The organism is Variovorax sp. ZS18.2.2, assembly GCF_024701975.1.
Lineage (GTDB): Bacteria > Pseudomonadota > Gammaproteobacteria > Burkholderiales > Burkholderiaceae_C > Variovorax.
Map to the genome: position 1 here is coordinate 19,145 of NZ_JANLNM010000005.1, position 18,606 is coordinate 37,750.

The 18,606-nt window shown below is 65.8% G+C and carries 14 protein-coding genes and 1 pseudogene; 11 read left to right on the top strand and 4 right to left on the bottom strand.

Going from position 1 to position 18,606, the window contains the following annotated elements; all coding sequences use genetic code 11:
- The first annotated feature begins 99 nt into the window (after positions 1-99).
- From NU688_RS19430 to NU688_RS19445, 4 genes are all read left to right on the top strand, one after another.
- Positions 100-858, top strand: coding sequence for an alanyl-tRNA editing protein (locus tag NU688_RS19430; protein WP_257862444.1), 759 nt, complete (start codon positions 100-102; stop codon positions 856-858).
- A gap of 43 nt (positions 859-901) precedes the next feature.
- Positions 902-3,127, top strand: a complete 2,226-nt coding sequence (locus tag NU688_RS19435) for a protein-disulfide reductase DsbD (protein WP_257862445.1) — start codon at positions 902-904, stop codon at positions 3,125-3,127.
- 93 nt (positions 3,128-3,220) lie between these two features.
- A complete protein-coding gene (locus tag NU688_RS19440) occupies positions 3,221-3,910 on the top strand; it encodes a redoxin domain-containing protein (protein WP_241027154.1) in 690 nt (229 codons plus the stop codon).
- 113 nt (positions 3,911-4,023) lie between these two features.
- Complete coding sequence (locus NU688_RS19445; RefSeq protein WP_257862446.1) at positions 4,024-5,370, top strand: MFS transporter; 1,347 nt, start codon at positions 4,024-4,026, stop codon at positions 5,368-5,370.
- 142 nt (positions 5,371-5,512) lie between these two features.
- Here the strand turns inward: NU688_RS19445 and NU688_RS19450 are convergent, their stop codons facing one another.
- Positions 5,513-6,601: an AraC family transcriptional regulator gene (locus NU688_RS19450; RefSeq protein ID WP_257862447.1), complete on the bottom strand. Its 1,089-nt coding sequence runs from the start codon at positions 6,599-6,601 to the stop codon at positions 5,513-5,515.
- 65 nt (positions 6,602-6,666) lie between these two features.
- On the opposite strand from NU688_RS19450, the gene NU688_RS19455 reads away from it, so the two are divergent.
- The 5 genes from NU688_RS19455 to priA all read left to right on the top strand — a co-directional run bounded on the left by NU688_RS19455 (position 6,667) and on the right by priA (position 12,833).
- A complete protein-coding gene (locus NU688_RS19455) occupies positions 6,667-7,623 on the top strand; it encodes an SDR family oxidoreductase (RefSeq protein WP_257862448.1) in 957 nt (318 codons plus the stop codon).
- 58 nt (positions 7,624-7,681) lie between these two features.
- Positions 7,682-7,978 (top strand): YciI family protein, encoded by a 297-nt coding sequence (locus tag NU688_RS19460; protein WP_257862449.1) that lies wholly within the window; start codon positions 7,682-7,684, stop codon positions 7,976-7,978.
- A 145-nt stretch (positions 7,979-8,123) separates the two neighbouring features.
- Complete coding sequence (locus NU688_RS19465; RefSeq protein ID WP_257862450.1) at positions 8,124-9,032, top strand: alpha/beta fold hydrolase; 909 nt, start codon at positions 8,124-8,126, stop codon at positions 9,030-9,032.
- 107 nt (positions 9,033-9,139) lie between these two features.
- On the top strand, positions 9,140-10,249 hold the full coding sequence (gene hemE, locus NU688_RS19470) for a uroporphyrinogen decarboxylase (protein WP_257862451.1): 1,110 nt from the start codon (positions 9,140-9,142) through the stop codon (positions 10,247-10,249).
- Positions 10,250-10,751: 502 nt separating this feature from the next.
- On the top strand, positions 10,752-12,833 hold the full coding sequence (priA, locus tag NU688_RS19475) for a primosomal protein N' (RefSeq protein ID WP_257862827.1): 2,082 nt from the start codon (positions 10,752-10,754) through the stop codon (positions 12,831-12,833).
- A 1,137-nt stretch (positions 12,834-13,970) separates the two neighbouring features.
- Here priA and NU688_RS19480 read toward each other — a convergent pair.
- Positions 13,971-14,984 (bottom strand): annotated as a pseudogene (locus NU688_RS19480) (hypothetical protein); the annotation flags it as partial.
- A 394-nt stretch (positions 14,985-15,378) separates the two neighbouring features.
- On the opposite strand from NU688_RS19480, the gene NU688_RS19485 reads away from it, so the two are divergent.
- Complete coding sequence (locus tag NU688_RS19485) at positions 15,379-16,272, top strand: hypothetical protein (protein ID WP_257862452.1); 894 nt, start codon at positions 15,379-15,381, stop codon at positions 16,270-16,272.
- A 41-nt stretch (positions 16,273-16,313) separates the two neighbouring features.
- Here NU688_RS19485 and NU688_RS19490 read toward each other — a convergent pair whose 3' ends face one another.
- Positions 16,314-16,526, bottom strand: coding sequence for a hypothetical protein (locus tag NU688_RS19490; protein WP_257862453.1), 213 nt, complete (start codon positions 16,524-16,526; stop codon positions 16,314-16,316).
- A gap of 257 nt (positions 16,527-16,783) precedes the next feature.
- Between NU688_RS19490 and NU688_RS19495 the strand changes: the two genes are divergently transcribed.
- On the top strand, positions 16,784-17,485 hold the full coding sequence (locus tag NU688_RS19495) for a hypothetical protein (RefSeq protein WP_257862454.1): 702 nt from the start codon (positions 16,784-16,786) through the stop codon (positions 17,483-17,485).
- 9 nt (positions 17,486-17,494) lie between these two features.
- Here the strand turns inward: NU688_RS19495 and NU688_RS19500 are convergent, their stop codons facing one another.
- A complete protein-coding gene (locus NU688_RS19500) occupies positions 17,495-18,514 on the bottom strand; it encodes an AEC family transporter (RefSeq protein WP_257862455.1) in 1,020 nt (339 codons plus the stop codon).
- Between the last annotated feature and the right edge of the window lie 92 nt (positions 18,515-18,606).

The window sequence follows — 18,606 nt, forward strand, 5'->3', positions numbered from 1 at the left end:
GGGCGGATCATGACCGGCCGCGCAACCCCGGGGCTGTCGGTCGTGGGCGCTTTCTGGCGTGGGCGCACCCCAATCGCGCATCGCCGCTACCATCGCCGCATGACCGACGACCTGTTCCGTGCCGACGCCTACCTGCGCGCCTGCGAAGCCCGCATCCTGCGCATCGACGAAGCCGGCATCGTGCTGGACCGCACGGTGTTCTATCCGCTGGGCGGCGGGCAGGCGGGAGACAGCGGCGTGCTGGCCCTGGCCGACGGCCGCGAAGTCCTCATCGCCGACACCCGCAAGGCCAAGAATGAAGAAGGCCAGCCGACCCATGAGTTCCTCCATGTGCCGGCGCCCGAACAGGCCGAGTTGCTGGCCGCGCTGAAGCCCGGCGACACCGTCACCGCCCGCCTCGACTGGGAGCGCCGCCACCGGCTGATGCGCTTTCACACCGCCTCCCACCTGCTGTGCCACCTCGTGCCGGTGCCGGTGAACGGCTGCTCGATCACGCCCGACTACGCGCGCATCGATTTCCACATGACCGATCCGCTCGACAAGGAAGCGCTCACCGCCGGCCTCGCCCGCCTGGTTGAGGCGGCGCATCCGCTGACCGTGGGCGCGATCACCGACGAGGAGCTCGATGCGAACCCGGCCCTGGTCAAGAGCATGAGCGTGCAGCCGCCGCGCGGCACGGGCACGGTACGCACCATCCGCATCGGCGGCGAAGGTGCAGTGCAGATCGACTTCCAGCCCTGCGGCGGCACACATGTTGCAAACACCTCGGAAATCGGGGCGGTCATGGTCACCAAGATCGAGAAGAAAAGCGCCAACAGCCGGCGCGTGGTGCTGGGCTGGGCGACCGCGGCAGCCTGACGCCCCCGGAACTTCGCCCTGCCCCAACGCTCCGACTGACGGCATGATCTTCTCGCGCATCCATTTCGCTACGCTTCTGATAGCAATCTCCGCAGCCAGCATGCCGGCTGCGGCGCAACTGGCTTCCAAGACCGGGGCCGTCGTCACCACCCCCCACGTGCGCGCCGAACTGATCGCGCATGCGCCCGACGGCGTGGCGCCCGGCGCACAGGCCTGGGTCGGCCTGCAGATCACGCACCAGCCCGAGTGGCACACCTACTGGAAGAACGCCGGCGATTCCGGCCTGCCCACCGAGCTCACCTGGACGCTGCCCGCCGGCGTCTCGACCGGCGAAATCGCCTGGCCGGTCCCGAAGAAGATCCCGGTCGGCAGCCTCGCCAACTACGGCTACGAGAACACCGTGCTGCTGCCGGTGCCGCTGGAGGTGTCGACGCTCTACAAGCCGCCGATGGCGCTCGCAGGCGGCACGCCCGCGATGGACGTGAAGCTCAAGGCCTCCTGGCTGGTCTGCCGCAAGGAATGCATCCCCGAAGAGGGCGAATTCACGCTCTCGCTGCCGCTGCAGGGCTCGACCGCGCTGCACAAGGCCGAGTTCGACGCCGCAGAGGCCGCCCAGCCCCAGCCGCTGGCCAAACCGGGCGGCATCGAGGTCAATGGCAACAACCTGCAAGTGAAGCTCGAAGGCCTGCCGGCCGCCGTGCAAGGCAAGACGCTGGCCTTCTTCCCCGAAACCCCCGAGGTGATCCGCACCGCGGCCGTCTCCGGCAAGGACTGGACGCAAAGCTGGCAAGGCAACACCTGGACCGCGACGATGCCGCTGGCCGACCAGCGCAGCGCGAGCCCCACGGTGATGCCGGTGGTGGTCGCGCTCGCCGAGGCCGACCGCCAGCCGGGCCAGCCAGTGGCGTGGCGCACGGAAGCGCCGGTCGCGGGCACCTGGCCCGCCGCCGCCACACCGGCGCGCACCGAGGTGTCGCCCGCACTGCAGGCCGCGCTCGCTGCAAACGCCGCCAACGCCGTCGCATCGGCATCGTCCACCGACCTGCCCGCCCAACCCACCGGCACCTTCGCCATGGCCTTGCTGGGCGCGCTGCTCGGCGGCCTGCTGCTGAACCTGATGCCCTGCGTGTTCCCGATCCTCGCGATCAAGGTGCTGGGCTTTGCGCGGCAGGCGGGCAACGCCAGTGCGCACCGCAAGGCGGGCCTCGCGTACACGGGCGGCGTGATGCTGTCGTTCCTCGCGCTCGGCGGCGCCATGCTCGCGCTGCGCGCGGCCGGCGCGCAACTGGGCTGGGGCTTCCAGCTGCAGTCGCCGGGCGTGGTGGCGGCGCTGGCGGGGCTCTTCACGCTGATCGGCCTCAACCTCGTGGGCGTGTTCGAGTTCGGCCACGCGGTGCCGTCGTCGATGTGCACTGCGCAGGCCAAGCACCCGCTGGCCAACGACTTCCTCTCCGGCGTGCTCGCCGTGGTGATCGCCTCGCCCTGCACCGCGCCGTTCATGGGCGTGTCGCTCGGTTTCGCGATCGGCCTGCCGGCCGCGCAGGCGCTGCTCCTGTTCGCGGCGCTGGGCCTCGGGCTCGCGCTGCCTTACCTCGTGGCCGGCTTCGTGCCCGCCATTGCGCACCTGCTGCCCAAGCCGGGCCCGTGGATGGGCACGCTGCGCCGCCTGCTGGCCTTCCCGATGTTCGCCACCGTGGCATGGCTGGTCTGGATCCTCGGCCAGCAAAGCGGCATCGACGGCGCGGGCACGCTGCTCGCGCTGCTGGTGTGCCTGGCCGCCATCGTCTGGGCGTTCACGCTGCGCGGCCGCACGCGGCTGGTGATCGCCACGGTGCTGATCGCCTTCACCGCCATGCTCACCGGCGCCATCGGCCGCAATGTGCTGCAGGTGGTGGAGCCGGCCAAGCTGGCTGCGGCCAGCACTGCCAACCAGCGCTGGCAACCGTGGTCGGCCGAGCGCGTGAGCGAGCTCTCGGGCGCCGGCCAGCCGGTGTTCATCGACTTCACCGCCGCCTGGTGCGTGACCTGCCAGTACAACAAGAAGCGCACGCTGGCCGATGCCGAGGTGCTGGCCGATTTCGATGCCAAGAAGGTCGCGATGCTGCGCGCCGACTGGACCCGCCGCGACCCCGCCATCACCGCCGCGCTCACCGCGCTCGGCCGCAGCGGCGTGCCGGTCTACGTGCTGCAGGCGCCGGGCAAGGCACCAGTCGTGCTGACCGAAATTTTGGGTAAAGAAGAGGTCCGCGCCGCACTCGCCGCGCTTTGACCACTGCGTGACATGGGTTGTCACATGCACTTGAAGAAACGGTTCTAAGCTGCAGTTGTCGTTTGGAATTTTCTAATGGAGCTCAAGCTGGCCATGTCTCTCTCGCCAATCTCCGACTCGCGGTCCCTTCGTGCCGCGCGCCATGCCCGCGCCGCCCTGAGCCGAGCCTCCCGCCGTGCCGTCGTTGCTGCCGCTGTCGCGCTCGGCGGTGCATTCCTGATGGGCAACGCCTTCGCCGCACCGGCCGTGGGCCAGAAGGCACCCGACTTCGTGGCCGTCGACACCACCGGCGCCAAGCACAAGCTCTCGGACTTCGCCGGCAAGTTCGTGGTGCTCGAATGGACCAACCCCGGCTGCCCCTTCGTGCGCAAGCACTACGGCAGCGGCAACATGCCCGCCACGCAGAAGGCCGCGACCGACAAGGGCGTGGTGTGGCTGGCCATCAACTCCACCGAACGCGCCGCGAGCGACTACCTGAAGGCCGACGCGCTCGATGCCTGGATGAAGTCGCAATCGGCCGCGCCCACCGCCGTGCTGATGGACGAGGACGGCGTCATCGGCCAGGTCTACGGCGCGCGCACCACGCCGCACATCTTCATCATCGATCCCAAGGGCGTGCTGGTGTATGCGGGCGGCATCGACAGCATTGCGTCGGCACGCGCGGACGACATCAAGACCGCGACCAACTACGTGAACCAGGCGCTGGGCGAAGCCTTCGGCGGCAAGCCGATTTCGGCCGCCACGACGCGGCCCTACGGCTGCTCGATCAAGTACAAAGCCTGACGCGCGCACACCGTCACTCTGCGAGTGACAGCTACCTGACTCCCGGGGTCAGGTAGCGGTCGGGGAGCCCGACCTACTCTTGGCGAACACACATCGCCCAAGGGGACAACAAGATGAATCCTGCGCCCTCCGCTGCGCAACAAGGCGCGGCCGTCCGCCCTTCTTCCACCACGGCTTCCTCCTCCTCGAAATTTGCCACGGTCCTGCGGGTGACCGGCGGCAATTTCATGGAGATGTTCGACTTCTTCTTGTTCGGCTTCTACGCCACGCAGATCTCGAAGGCGTTCTTCCCCGCGGGCAACGAGTTCGCCTCGCTGATGCTGACCTTCATGACCTTCGGCGCGGGCTTCCTGATGCGTCCGCTGGGCGCGATTTTTCTCGGCGCGTATGTCGACCGCGTCGGCCGCCGCAAGGGCCTGATCGTCACGCTGGCGCTGATGGCGCTCGGCACGCTGCTGATCGCCTGCGTGCCGGCCTACGCGACCATCGGCGTCATCGCGCCGCTCCTGGTGCTCATCGGCCGGCTGCTGCAGGGCTTCTCGGCGGGCGTGGAGCTGGGCGGCGTGTCGGTGTACCTCTCGGAGATGGCCACGCCGGGCCGCAAGGGCTTCTACGTGAGCTGGCAGTCGGCCAGCCAGCAGGTCGCCATCGTGGTGGCGGCCGCGCTCGGCTACTGGCTCAACGTGACCTACTCCTCGCAGGAGATCGGCGACTTCTACTGGCGCGTGCCCTTCTTCGTCGGCTGCCTGATCGTGCCGGTGCTGTTCGTCATCCGCCGCTCGCTGCAGGAGACCGAGGAGTTCATGGCGCGCAAGCACCGCCCCGATGCGCGCGAGATCTTCCAGTCGATGGTCGCGAACTGGGGGCTGGTCATCGCCGGGATGATGCTGGTGTCGATGACCACCGTGTCGTTCTACCTGATCACGGTCTACACGCCGACCTTCGGCAAGTCGGTGCTGCACCTGAGCACGACCGATGCGCTCATCGTCACGCTGTGCGTGGCGATTTCGAACTTCATCTGGCTGCCGATCATGGGCGCGCTGTCGGACCGCGTGGGGCGCAAGCCGCTGCTGATTTTGTTCACCGTGCTGACCATCCTCACCGCGTACCCGTCGCTCAAGTGGCTGGTGGGCGCGCCGAGCTTCGCGCGCATGCTCGAGGTCGAGTTGTGGCTGTCGTTCCTCTACGCGAGCTACAACGGCGCGATGGTGGTGGCGCTCACCGAGGTGATGCCGGTGAACGTGCGCACAGCGGGTTTCTCGCTGGCCTACAGCCTGGCGACCGCGCTGTTCGGCGGCTTCACGCCGGCCATCGCGACGGGGCTGATCGAGATGACCGGCGACAAGGGCGCGCCGGGCCTGTGGATGACGGCCGCCGCGATCTGCGGGCTGATCGCCACGCTGGTGCTCTACCGACGCAATGTGAGCCCGGCGGACGCGCAGCGCGTGCCGGTCGTCTGAGTTTTCAGACCCGCCGAAGCCCGCCGTCGCTCTCGATCACCGTGCCCGTGGTGTGGCCGTTCTCGATCGGGAACTGGATCGCATGCGCCACGTCCTGCGGCTGGCCCACGCGGCCGACGGGCTGTGGGGGTTGCGGCGCTGATCAGCCTTGGTGCTCTTCAGGTTGCACGGGGTCCCGAGCGCTCATTTCCGACCGCACCGTTTGCGGCGTCTTCCCGGTCCAGGCCTGAAACGCCCGGGCAAAGGAATTGGAATCCTCGAAGCCCAGCAGGAACGATATTTCCGCGCCCGACATTTCCGTGTTGCGCAGGTAGTGGTGCGCCAGGGATTCGCGCAAGGTGTCCAGCGTCTGCTGGAACGAGGTGCCCTCCTCCTGCAGCTTGCGCTGCAGCGTGCGGGTGCTGACTGCAAGCCTTCGACTGACCGCCTGCATGGAGACCTCGCCCGCCGGCAAGGTCTCCAGCAGCGTGCTGCGCACGCGTTCGGTCATGCCGGCCGTCCGATCCAGGTCGGCCAGCCGCTGGCGCAAGGTGGGCTCGAAGAAGGACCACATCTTGTGGTTCTCCGTCAGGAACGGCCGCTCGACGTCGGCGGCAGCGAACACCAGGGTGGCCAGCGGCGCGTCGGTCACGGGAATGCCGAAGTAGGACTTGTAGGTGAGCGCATCCGCTTCGACGGTCGGCGGCGATGGCCAACTGACTCGCAGCGGCTGCACCTGGCTGCGCGTTGCCAACCGCGCCAACTGCACGAAGAACACCAGCTTGAACGCCAGAAACACGCCGGGCGGCGGCTCGGCGGGATCCAGAAAATCGACGGTGACCGTGGTGTGCGCCACCGTGCGTTCGATCCGGATGGCCATCGGCGCGATCAACTTCACGTACTTGGCAATTCGATCGAGCGCGCCGCCCATATTGGCACTGCAGAGGGCTGCGAAGAGTTCCGGGTCGAACCAGTCGGAGGTCATCACCCGGGCGATTTGCAATGGCGCCGGCAAGTCCGGGGCGACGGATTGGGCCTCCGCTTCGAGGGCCTCCCAAAGCTTGAAGAAATTCCGCGAATCCAGGCGAACGTTCTGGCGCGAAAACAAATCGGCCGGCAGTTGCGCGCGACGCAATACGGGAGAGGTTGCGAGCCCTGCGTCCTGCATCAATATCCGCCAGCCCGGCCAAACCGAAAATTCCATCGCTGAACTGCGCCGGCCAGCCGGGGGAGAGAGATTTTCATGATCCATTGGCTCAGTCTAGGTCGCGGATCACGCCATCGCAATGGCAGATGGCGCCAAGATTTGCCGGGATCTTGGCGCGTTTCGCTGCCAAGTTGGCGCATTTCGCGAGTGTCAATCACTCACTTCGTCGGCAAAGTACAACCCGTCTCGCCACTCTTTTTGGCAGCAGCAATCGTAATTTCCGACATCGGGTCTTCAATAAACAGCAGGCGAACAGCGAAATGAAAAAAACAGTCTTGATTACAGGTGCCTCATCGGGTTTTGGCTTGATGCTGGCCAACAACCTTCACCAGCAAGGCTTCAATGTCATCGGCACCAGCCGCGATCCAGAAAAATACGCAAGCAAGGTACAATTCAAATTGCTGCGCCTGGACATCGATGACGACAATTCCGTCAGGTCATTCACCGACGAATTGTTCCGGCACACCAAACAGCTAGATGTGCTGGTCAACAACGCAGGCTACATGGTCACCGGCCTTGCCGAAGAAACCCCGCTGGATCTGGGACGGCAGCAGTTCGAGACGAACTTCTGGGGCACCGTGAAAGTGACCAACGCCTTGCTGCCGCATTTCAGGGCGCAAAAGCACGGGCAAATCATCACGGTGAGTTCCATCGTGGGCTTGATTGGCCCACCGAACCTGTCGTATTACACCGCCTCGAAACACGCCGTTCATGGGTACTTCAAATCCCTGCGCTTCGAGCTGGATCAATTCAATATCAAGGTCAGCATGGTGGAGCCGGTCTGGTTCAAGACCAATCTTGGGAACCATGCCGTTGCCGCCGGCAATGGACGCATTGCGGACTACAACGCTTACCGCAAGCAAGCCAATGCCGCAACGCAAAAAGGCATCGATGAAGCGGAAGCGCCCGATGCGGTGGTCCACACCATCACCAAATTGATCGAAGCGAAAAATCCAAAATTCAGCAACCCTGTGGGGAAGATGACCGGGATGATTCTTTTCCTCCAAAGCTATGCACCCAAGATGTTCGAGGGCTCGATCCTGAAGAGTGTGCAAACAGCCAAATAATCAAATATCTGGCCACGGACCAATTCCTCGAATCAAATCATTCAATGGAGATTCCAGAATGAAATATTATCTTTGCAAATTCATTCCGCCGCGCGTTGATTTTCTGGCCACGATGTCCACCGACGAACAGGCGTGGATGAAACAGCATGGCGTTTATTTGAATGGACTCCTCGATCAAGGCTTGATCGTCGCCCATGGTCCGGTGATGGATCCCGCGGGCGGCTATGGCGTATCGCTGTTCCAGATCGCCGATGACCAGGATATTGCTGCGCTCACTTCGGCGGACCCCATCATCAGGAATGGCGTGGGTCATTACGAGCACCACCCCATGCTTCATCTGAAATTTCGAGGCTGATTCGGCCAAATCGAATTGCAGCCTTGTATCCGACGTTCATTCAATAAAAACTCCCAACAGAATTCACTCGATGTTCAATCCAGCCAATTCCAGTTCTTCCGCTCCGAGAATTCCTTCGAGTCCATCGACGCGCAGACAGGCGCTCATGGCAGGCGCCGCGGCGCTCTCCGCACTGTCCCTGTCCACGCCCGCCTTGGCGCGGAGCGGCGGTGCCGATGCGGCGCCCACCCTTTTCGTCGAAGCCGGCGGCCGCAAGCTGGCCTACCGCTCGGTGGGCAAGGGCAAGCCGATCGTGCTTGCCCATCGGTTCCGCGGGGTGCTCGATCTGTGGGATCCGGCGTTCATCGACGCGCTGGCGGCGCAGGGGTTCCGGGTCGTGACCTTCGACCATTCGGGCATGGGCCTGTCGACGGGCGAAAGGTCCTACAACCCCGCTTCCCTGGTGAAGGACGCCAAGGATCTGATCGACGGGCTGGGCCTGAAGGATGTGGTGATCGGCGGCTGGTCGTTCGGCGGCATCGTCGCGCAGATCTATGTGGCCATGTTCGGCGCCAGCGTCAGCCACGCGGTGCTGATTTCCACGACGCCGCCGGGCAAGCTGGTCAAGCCGGGCGAACAACTCTTCTATGACATGGCTGCACAAGGCCCTGCCACGCTGGAGCAATACACCACCATGTTCTTCGAGCCCAAGGACGCCGCCAGCCGCGCCGCTTCGCAGCGTTCGTTCGAGCGCATCTTTGCCCGCAAGACCGACCGCAGTCCCGACGTGCCTGTGGAATGGGCGTTGACGCAGGTTCCTGCTTCGCCGCCGAATCCGATGTTCCCCTCGGAGGAGGTGCTGCAGGCCTTGAAGAACACCAACGTGCCGATCCTTCATCTGGGCGGCGACCACGACCTCTCCGTTCCGGTCGAGAACTGGTATGCCTTGGGCGGCCAGCTGCCCACGGTGACTCTGATCACCTACCCCCGCTCCGGCCACGCGCCGCACCATCAACAGCCGGAGTTGGCTGCCGCGCAGATCGCAGCGTTCATCAAGGGCACGCGCAAAGCCTGACCTCGCGCCTTGGACGCAGGTTCTGACGCGCTGCGGCGGGTGGGACGGGTTGGGGCAACTCGAATTGCGCTGTCGGTCAACGCGCGAGCCCCTGCGACAATCGCCGGATGCCTTTCGCCCCACTGCAAAACGATACTTTCCTGCGAGCCTGCTGGCGCCAGGCCACCGATCACACCCCCGTCTGGCTGATGCGCCAGGCCGGCCGCTACCTGCCGGAGTACGTCGCCACGCGCGCCAAGGCCGGCAGCTTCATGGGGCTGGCGACCAACACCGACTACGCCACCGAGGTCACGCTGCAGCCGCTCGCGCGCTATCCGCTGGACGCGGCGATCCTGTTCTCCGACATCCTCACCGTGCCCGACGCCATGGGCCTGGGCCTCTCGTTCGAGGCTGGCGAAGGCCCGCGCTTCGCGCGCCCGGTGCGCGACGAAGCGGCCGTGGCCGCGCTCGAAGTGCCCGACATGGCCAAGTTGCGCTATGTGTTCGACGCCGTGGCCTCGATCCGCAAGGCGCTCGACGGCCGGGTGCCGCTGATCGGCTTCTCGGGCAGCCCCTGGACCTTGGCCTGCTACATGGTCGAAGGCGCGGGCTCCAGCGACTACCGGCTCGTGAAAAGCATGCTCTACAGCCGCCCCGACCTGATGCACCGCGTGCTCGCGGTCAATGCCGATTCGGTGGCCACGTACCTCAATGCGCAGATCGACGCGGGCGCGCAGGCCGTGATGATCTTCGACAGCTGGGGCGGCGTGCTGGCCGACGGCGCCTTCCAGGAATTCAGCCTCGCCTACACAGCACGCGTGCTCGCGGGCCTGAAGCGCACCGGTGCCGACGGGCAGCCCGTGCCGCGCATCGTGTTCACCAAGGGCGGCGGCCTCTGGCTTGAAGCCATGCGCACGCTCGACTGCGAAGTGCTCGGCGTGGACTGGACCGTGAACCTCGCCACCGCGCGCCGCCAGATCGCCGAAGGCACCGACGGCCAGGCCAAGGCGCTGCAGGGCAACATCGACCCGAACGTGCTGTTCGCGCCGCCCGCGCAGATCGAGGCCGAGGTGGCGAAGGTGCTGCAGGCTTTCGGCAAGCCGCACGCCGACCGCAACGCGCAAGGGCCGACGCACATCTTCAACCTGGGCCATGGCATCAGCCAGTTCACGCCGCCCGACCATGTGGCGGCGCTGGTCGAAGCGGTGCACACGCAGTCGCGCGCCCTGCGCGGTTAAAACTGTGGCTGAAGGGGCCGGCCGCGCGGGAAGCGCGAAGTGCCCGGGAAATTCGCTCCGAATCCGTTTGTCAAGCCCAAAAACGGTCTAGGAGGCCCGACTTATGCACAAAACGCGTGTTGCACTGCGCAAGATTATCTGAGGTACCTCCCTCTTTGCTCCCAAACCAATAGCACGCGTAAGTCGTTGATTTATATAGGATTTGAACTTTGCTTTTTTTTGGGGCATTCCAGCCAGAGCCTTGATTTTCAAGGCTCCCCAGCGTGTCGAGCCCGGTTGTCAACAAAGTTATCCACAGAAACTCTGGATGGACGCCAAAGCGCTGAAAAATCAACGACTTAAGCGATTTAGCTCAAAGTCGCATTAACAACCGTTGCCAATAAGGTCTCCCATCTCCACCGCCAGCCCCGCCCCCGAAACGGATGCCCCGAGTACGGGTAACTCCGCTGCACCGCCGCCTGACAACGCGCCGGCGGGCCTGGCGTGGCGTCTCGACATCGCGGTGCAGACGCCGGCGCACGCCGCGCTCGGCGACCTGCTGAGCTACGCCGGCGCCGCGCCGCTGGTGCCGGGCACGCTGGTGCGGGTGCCGCTGGGCCGGCGCGAGGTGCTGGGCGTGGTCTGGAACGAGGCGACCTCGCTGGCAGGGACCGGGGCCGAGCCCGACATGGCCCTCAAGCCCGTGGGCGCCGCGCTCGATGCGCTGGCGCCGCTCGGCGAGGCCTGGCGTGACCTCGTGGCCTTTGCCGCGCGCTACTACCAGCGCTCGATCGGCGAAATCGCGCTGGCCGCCCTGCCGCCGCAACTGCGCGACCTGACGACGACGCAGCTCGCGCGCCGCCTCAAGCGCAAGACGACGACCGGCCCCATCGCCCAGACGGCCGAAGCCGCCAACCTGATCGCGCTGAGCCCTGAGCAGACGGCGGCGCTGGCCCGCATCGAGGCGGAGAGCGGCACTTTCCTGCTGGTCGGCAGCACCGGCAGCGGCAAGACCGAGGTGTACCTGCGCTGCGTGGCCGACCTGCTCGCGCGCGACCCCGAGGCGCAGGCGCTGGTGATGGTGCCCGAGATCAACCTCACGCCCCAGCTCGAAGCCCGCTTCAAGGCCCGCTTCGGCGACGAGGCCGTGGTGTCGCTGCACAGCGGCATGACAAATCCACAGCGGCTCGCGAGCTGGCTCGCGGCCCACAGCGGCGCCGCGCGCATCGTGCTGGGCACGCGCATGGCGGTGTTCGCGTCGATCCCGGGGTTGAAGCTCATCGTCGTCGACGAGGAGCACGACCCGAGCTACAAGCAGCAGGAAGGCGCGCGCTATTCCGCGCGCGACCTCGCCGTGTGGCGCGGCCAGCGCGAGGGCGCGAAGGTGATCCTCGGCTCGGCCACGCCTTCGCTCGAGAGCTGGCACCAGAGCCGCCCCGCCGAGGGCGACGACCCGGGCGGGCGCTATGTGCGGCTCGAAATGCCGTCCCGCATCGGCGCCGGCGAACTGCCCGCGGTGCGGCTGGTCGACATGAACCTGCAGCCGCCGAAAACCGTGCTCTCGGGCGCGCTGCTCGACGCCATCGGCCAGCGCATCGCGCGTGGCGAGCAGAGCATGATTTTCCTGAACCGCCGCGGCTACGCGCCCGTGCTGGCCTGTGGCGATTGCGGCTGGAAGAGCGAATGCCCGCACTGCAGCGCCTACCGCGTGTTCCACAAGATCGACCGCACGCTGCGCTGCCACCACTGCGGCTTCACCGAGCGCGTGCCGCGCGCCTGCCCGGCCTGCGGCAACCCCGACATCGCGCCGGTGGGCCGCGGCACCGAGCGGCTCGAGGAGCACCTGGCCGAGCTGTTCGCCGCGGTGAAGCGGCCCGACGGCAGCGCAGTGCGCATCGCGCGCATCGACGCCGACAGCACCAAGAAGCAGGGCGCGCTCGAATCGCAACTCGCGGCCGTGCATGCGGGCGAGGTCGACGTGCTGGTCGGCACGCAGATGATCGCCAAGGGCCACGACTTCCGGCGCATCACGCTGGTGGCCGCGGTGAACCCCGATGGCGCGCTCTTCTCCAGCGACTTTCGCGCGCCCGAGCGGCTGTTCAGCCTGTTGATGCAATCGGCCGGCCGCGCCGGACGCGATGCCGCCTACCTCGCCGCGCAAGGCGCGACGGCCGAGATGTGGATCCAGACTTTTCACTCGCAGCACCCGCTCTTCATGGCGCTGCGCAAGCACGACTACGCCGCGTTCGCGAAGCAGCAGCTCGACGAACGGCAAGCGGCCGCGATGCCGCCCTTCGCATTCCAGGCGCTGCTGCGCGCCGATGCGCGCGAGCAATCGGTGGCGCAGGCTTTCCTGAACATCGCCGCCGATGCAGCCGAGGCCCTGCCGGGCGCCGACATCGTCACGCGCTACCCCGCGGTGCCGCTTTCGATCCAGCGCGTGGCCAATGTGGAGCGCGCGCAGATGCTGATCGAAAGCCCTTCACGCGCCGCGCTGCAACGCCTGCTCGCGAGCTGGCAGCCGCTGCTGCACGCGCTGCGGCGCACGCCCGAGGGCAAGGGCGTGATCCGCTGGCTGGTCGACGTCGATCCGCACAGCATCTGAAAAGAAAAATGCCGGCCCGGACCCGAGGTCCCGGCCGGCATCGCGTGCGGACGCTGCTTGCTACTGCTGCAGCGAGGCCTTCTCCTGGAGGGTCTTCATCTGCAGCTTCAGGATGCGCTCGTTCGCGGCGTCATCCGAGGTCGAGGCTTCGTAGAACCTCACGAGATCGGACTTCGCCTTGGTGCGCGACGGGCCGTCCAGGTAGATCTGGTGCCCCGAGGGGTACTCGTTGATCTCCAGGTTCTTGCGCAGCTTCGGGTCCAGCGGCAGGTTCTGCTCCAGGTCGATGCGGGTCTGGTACCAGGGCGTGACGTTGTCGTAGTAGCCGCTCAGCTGGAGCACCTTCACGTCGGGGTTCACGCTCATCGTGGCCGCCAGGTCGGGCAGCGTGTTGAGCGCTCCGCGCGTCTTGGTGGTCTTGTCGGTCGGGTCCTTGTGGGTGTAGTCCCAGCTGACGTTCGAGATGCCGGTGAACGCCGAGTTGGAGGTGTATTTCAGTTCCTGGTTAATGTAGAAATTCCACGCCGCGATGTAGACGCCGTTCACGGCGCGGTCGAACGCGTCGTTGTTGATCAGGCTGATCTCGCTCGCCACGCCCAGGTTGGTGGTGGTGGCACGGCCGTCGTAGGCGCCCACGCTCACACCCGGCACCAGGTTGCGCTGGAAGTCGTCGGTACCGACCGCCAGGTAGCTGCCCTTGACCAGGGGCTTGGAGATGCCGATGAATTTCGACGTTGCCGTCACGATCGCATCGCTGGGCTCCGGCCGCGCGGCTTCTGCATCCGCCTGGTCCTGCAGGCGCTTGTTGAGCCGCGCCGTGAGGTCCGCCGCATTCGGCAGCGTGGCGAGGTAGTCGAAGACGTCCTGGTACGTGGGGTTCGGCACGGTGTCGATCACATGCCGGATGGCGGCCTCGATCTCGGGGTCGTAGTCGACGTCGTTCACCGCCTTGTAGTAGGCCTTGAACTTCGGCAGCACGCTCGCGCTGTTGGGCAGCGTGTTGATGTAGTCCACGATCACCGACCAGGCCAGGCTCGAGGGGCTGCCCGCCGCCTCGAAGGCGCCGTTGATGGCGGCCTCCAGTTCCGGGTCATCGCGAAGGTCGCTGATCTTCTTCTTGCGCGCGACCTCGGGCGCCACCGCTTTCGCGAAATCGCCCGACGCGAACTTCGTGAGCAGCGCCATGTACGAAGGCAGGTCGGCCGGCAGCGGCGTGTACGTGGCCTTCTTGTGGTACCAGGCGTCCGCCGCGTACGTCGGCAGCAGCCCGACCGGGTTTTCGTTCTGCGAATAGTCCAGGATGGACGAGAGCAGCACGATGCCGTTCAGGTCGATGCCGTCCATGTGCAGCAGGTACGACATCACGGCGCTGCGCGGCGTGCCATAGGACTCGCCGAAAAGGTATTTCGGCGAATTCCAGCGGCCGTTGGCGGTCAGGTAGCGCTTGATGAATTGATTGATGGATTTGGCGTCCTTGTCCACACCCCAGAAATCCTTGTTCTTGTTGGGCGCGATGGCGGCCGAATAACCGGTGGCCACCGGGTTGATGAACACCAGATCGCTCCGGTCGATCAGGCTGTCCGGATTGGTTTCCACCGTATAGGGCGCCGGCGGCGTGAAATCGGGCAGCGAGGTCTTGATGCGCTTGGGCGCATACGAGCCCAGCAGCAGCCAGACCGAGGCCGAGCCCGGGCCACCGTTGTAGAAGAAGGTGACCGGGCGCGTGCGGGCGTCCTTGCCGTCGGCCGTATAGGCCACGTAGAACATCTTGGCGCTCGGCGTCGAATGCAGCGGGTCGTAGGTGACCAGGTGGCCGGCCGTGGCGGTGTAGCGGATGCGGTTGCCATTGATGACGGTGTCGTGGTGCGTGATCGCGCCGTCCTCGCTCGCCTCGGCCACCGAGTCGTCGGGGCCGTTGCCGTAGGCCACCGGGTCGAAGAAAGGCCTGTCCGCCTCCAGCGGCGGCGGCCGGGAGTCCGTGAGCGCGTTGGCCGAAGTGTCGGTCTGGCCGGCTGCGCCTGACCCGAGCCCTGCTCCGGCAAAACCGCCGCCGCCGCCATCGCTGCCGCCCCCACAGCCCGCGAGCGCCAGGGTCGCCGCAACGAGTACTGCGCCTATCACTCTGACTGTTATGCGTTGTTCTATGTCCATCTTCACCTCCAATTAATTAAAAAGTAAAAGGAACCATGGCCTGTCTACTTTTCGGTGAAATTCAACAAAAACAACCAGCAATCAATTGACGGTCAAAGAGGCAATTAAGCCATTGATCATCAAATTTCATCGAATTTGAACGGGCGCGACATCCTAAGCACAAGTTGCATTTGTGCGGAACAAATTCGGTGAAATTGCATCGTTAAATCTCCAATGCAATCTTTTATGCTAATTTTCAATTCAAATTTTAGATAATAGACAAAACAGATTAATTAGAATTAAATAGCTATATTTGAATTCAGAAATATCCCTGGTCGATCGACGCAGAGCCGCACAGCATCTGGGCCGGTTGTCCTGCACGGAGCAGCCAGGGGCACCGCCAAGGTGAATCGCCATGAACACGTTCTTCGTCACTCCAGGAATACGCCGCGCGGGGCTCGGCATGCTGCTGCTGGCTGCTTCGGTGCTGATGCCAGCGATGTCTTATGCGCAGCAGCAGCCTGCGCCGGCCGCCGCGCTGCGCGCGAAGCTGCAGGCGCTCGCGCCGCAACTGGAGCGCAATGCCTTTCGTCGCCCGCTCGCACTCGAATCGAGCGAAGCCGCGGACCGCTTGAGCGGCGATGTCTATGCGCTGGTGGACCATCCCTTCGCACGCGTGAGCAGCGCGCTGCGGGAGCCGGCCGCGTGGTGCCAGGTGCTGATGCTTCACCTCAACACCAAGCACTGCGCGGTGCAGGGCGGCGGCGCCACGCTGGCGGTGGCCATCGGCCGCAAGTTCGACCAGCCGCTGTCGGATGCGCAGACCATCGCCTTCGCCTACACCCCCGGCAAGGCGGACGCGAACTACCTCAATGTTCGCTTGAGCGCCGACACCGGCCCACTCTCCACACGCGACTACAGCATCGTGTTCGAAGCGGCACCGGCCGATGGCGGCAAGACGGCGATCCACCTGCGCTATGCGTATGCCTACGGCACGGCGGCGCGGCTCGCGATGAAGGGCTACCTCGCCACGCTCGGCAGCGACAAGGTCGGCTTCACGCCCGCGGGACAGGGCGGCTACATCGGCGGGGTGCGCGGCGTGGTGGAGCGCAACACCATGCGCTACTACCTCGCGATCGACAGTTATCTCGATGCGCCCGGCGCGGGCCAGCTGGAGCAGCGCCTCGCGGCATGGTTCGATGCGACGGAGCAGTACGCCAAGCAGCTCCACGAAATCGAGAAGAGCGACTACCTCACGATGAAGCGCCACGAGTTCCAGCGCATGCAACAGCAGCAAGCCGCGTCCTGAAGCAACGGCGCGGCGACGCGCTCATTCAAAGAACTCAGTGATCAGTGGTGGCCGGTGGGCTCCTTGCCCATGTCGACATAGCGCAGCTCGCGATGATGCCGACGCCGCGAGCTGCTGCCCGGCCATGCGAACACCACGAGGCTCAATGCAGCCAGCGCGATCGACGCCGCGGTGCCGAGCACACCGACATGCCAGACCCAGCCCACGCCGGCGAGCCAGGCCGCCCACAGCAGGATACGAACCAGTATTGCCATCGCGCGCCCTATTCACGTCTTTCACATCTTTGACCTGGAACCACTTTAGCAGCGCATCTGCAAACTCAAGCATTCAACTGAAGGCATACCGATGCCTACGACTTACGGCCTGCCCTGTGATTACCCAGAAATAATCTGCAAAAAGTGTTGACGCGATGCCATGAGGCTGTTCAAGCTGTAAACGGGCAGTAAACCCGCGAACTCAGCGCGGGCCCCGGGTTCCAAGCAAGCTCGCTCGCTCACACGCAAAGGCCGCCGTGAAACCGTCGTTTCTTCCTGGTTGGGTTCTCTCGCTTGCGTGCATCGCCGCCGTTCTCGGCACACCCGCTGCCGCGGCGGACATCGAATTGCAAGGCCGCGAACTGGTGGTGTCGGGCATGCTCGACGGCAGCGCGATCAAGCCCTTCACGGACCATCTCGCAAGCGGCACCGTGCGCATCGTGGTGTTCGAAGATCTCTCCGGCGGCACCGCCGATGCGGCCGGCGCCTTTGCCGATGCCATCCGCGCGAGCGGCGTCGCCACCGAGATCCGCGGCCAATGCATGGCCGCCTGCGCCTACGCATTCCTCGCGGGCAAGACACATCGATTCGGTTACGGCTTCCAGGTCAACGGCATCCTGCTGCCGGTGGCCGCGCGCCCCACGGCGGCCGAGCTGGCCGTGCGCTGGCGCGGCGAGGAAGCCCACAAGACACTGGCCGACTTCACGCCCGCAACCGCCAGCACCGCGGGCACGGCGACGGCGAAACCGGTGGAGGCCAGTGTCCCGCCCGCGAAGGACAACAAGGACGCCAGAGACAACTGGCAGCCCGAGCACGGCGTGCTCTTCACCGCGAGCCCCACGCTCTTCGGGCGCATCTACAACGCCTACTACTGCGACGGCACGCAGGGCCGCGATTTCTCGAAGTGCGAGCGCCTCTCGGACGCCGATCCGTACAAGCTCGGCGTGCTCACGCCGTAGCCCTTCGCTTCAGCGCAGCAGCCCGACCGCCAGCGGAAAGCTGAAGAAGGCCGCCACCGTCGTCCACAGGATGATGCGTGCGATGCGCCCGTTGTCGGCGCCGAAGCGCTCGGCCAGCATCGACACATTGCTCGCGCTCGGCAGCGCCGCGACCAGCACGATCACCACCAGCGCCGCATGCGAGAGCGGCAGCCCCAGCGCGATGGCGCCCGCGCCCAGCGCCCACACCAGCAGCGGATGCAGCAGCAGCTTCACGGCCACCACCGGCAACACGTCGGCCAGCGGCGCCTTGGGCATGGCGGCGCCTCCCGTTCCCATGGCCTGAGCTACCGCGGCGCTCGCCACATGCTCGCGTGCCAGCAATGCGGAACGCGCCAGCACCGCGCCGATGGTGAAGAGCGCCACCGGCGAGGCCGCGTCCGCGAGCATGGCGATGGTGCGGTCGATGGGCCCCGGCAACTGCCAGCGCGCGGCCGACAGCAGCACGCCCAGCAGGATCGACCAGGGCATCGGGTTCACGACGATACCGCGCAGCGCCTTGCGCGCCGCCTGCGAGGCACCGTGCTGCCCTGCGCCACCGGCTCCGTCCAGACGCGACAGCGCAATGCACAGCGACGAGGTCACGACCAGGTCGAACGCGATCGTGATGATCATCGGCCCGGCCGCCTGCGCGCCGAGGATCGCGACCAAGAGCGGCACGCCCATGAAGCCCGTGTTCGGAAAGGCGGCCACCAGCGCGCCGAAGGCCGCGTCGTTCCAGCCGATGCGCGCGTTGCGGGTCAGCATGACCACGCCCGCCACCACGGCCAGCGCGCTCGCGCCCCAGATGAGTGCCACGCTGCCGTCGAGCAGCTGCGCGATCGGCGTGCCGGCGCCGAAGCGCAGCAGCATGCACGGCAGCGCGAAATACAGCACGAAGGTGTTGAGGCCGGGAATCGCCTCCAGGGGCAGGAGGCGGGCGCGGGCAGCGGCGTAGCCGGCCGCAATCAACGCGAAGAAGGGGAAAGTAACAAGGAATACGGGCAGCACCGCCAGATTGTCGTTGCCCCGCCTGCGCCTGGCCCCTTTCCTGCGTGTGCCGCCTACAACGTCCCGGGGGTCAGCCCCGTATCATTGCCCGC

Bases quoted from the DNA above. Each gene is read 5' to 3' on its own strand.
- NU688_RS19430 (WP_257862444.1), top strand. From the start codon at position 100: ATGACCGACGACCTGTTCCGTGCCGACGCCTACCTGCGCGCCTGCGAA.
- NU688_RS19435 (WP_257862445.1), top strand. From the start codon at position 902: ATGATCTTCTCGCGCATCCATTTCGCTACGCTTCTGATAGCAATCTCC.
- NU688_RS19440 (WP_241027154.1), top strand. From the start codon at position 3,221: ATGTCTCTCTCGCCAATCTCCGACTCGCGGTCCCTTCGTGCCGCGCGC.
- NU688_RS19445 (WP_257862446.1), top strand. From the start codon at position 4,024: ATGAATCCTGCGCCCTCCGCTGCGCAACAAGGCGCGGCCGTCCGCCCT.
- NU688_RS19450 (WP_257862447.1), bottom strand. From the start codon at position 6,601: ATGGATCATGAAAATCTCTCTCCCCCGGCTGGCCGGCGCAGTTCAGCG.
- NU688_RS19460 (WP_257862449.1), top strand. From the start codon at position 7,682: ATGAAATATTATCTTTGCAAATTCATTCCGCCGCGCGTTGATTTTCTG.
- NU688_RS19465 (WP_257862450.1), top strand. From the start codon at position 8,124: ATGGCAGGCGCCGCGGCGCTCTCCGCACTGTCCCTGTCCACGCCCGCC.
- hemE (WP_257862451.1), top strand. From the start codon at position 9,140: ATGCCTTTCGCCCCACTGCAAAACGATACTTTCCTGCGAGCCTGCTGG.
- NU688_RS19485 (WP_257862452.1), top strand. From the start codon at position 15,379: ATGAACACGTTCTTCGTCACTCCAGGAATACGCCGCGCGGGGCTCGGC.
- NU688_RS19490 (WP_257862453.1), bottom strand. From the start codon at position 16,526: ATGGCAATACTGGTTCGTATCCTGCTGTGGGCGGCCTGGCTCGCCGGC.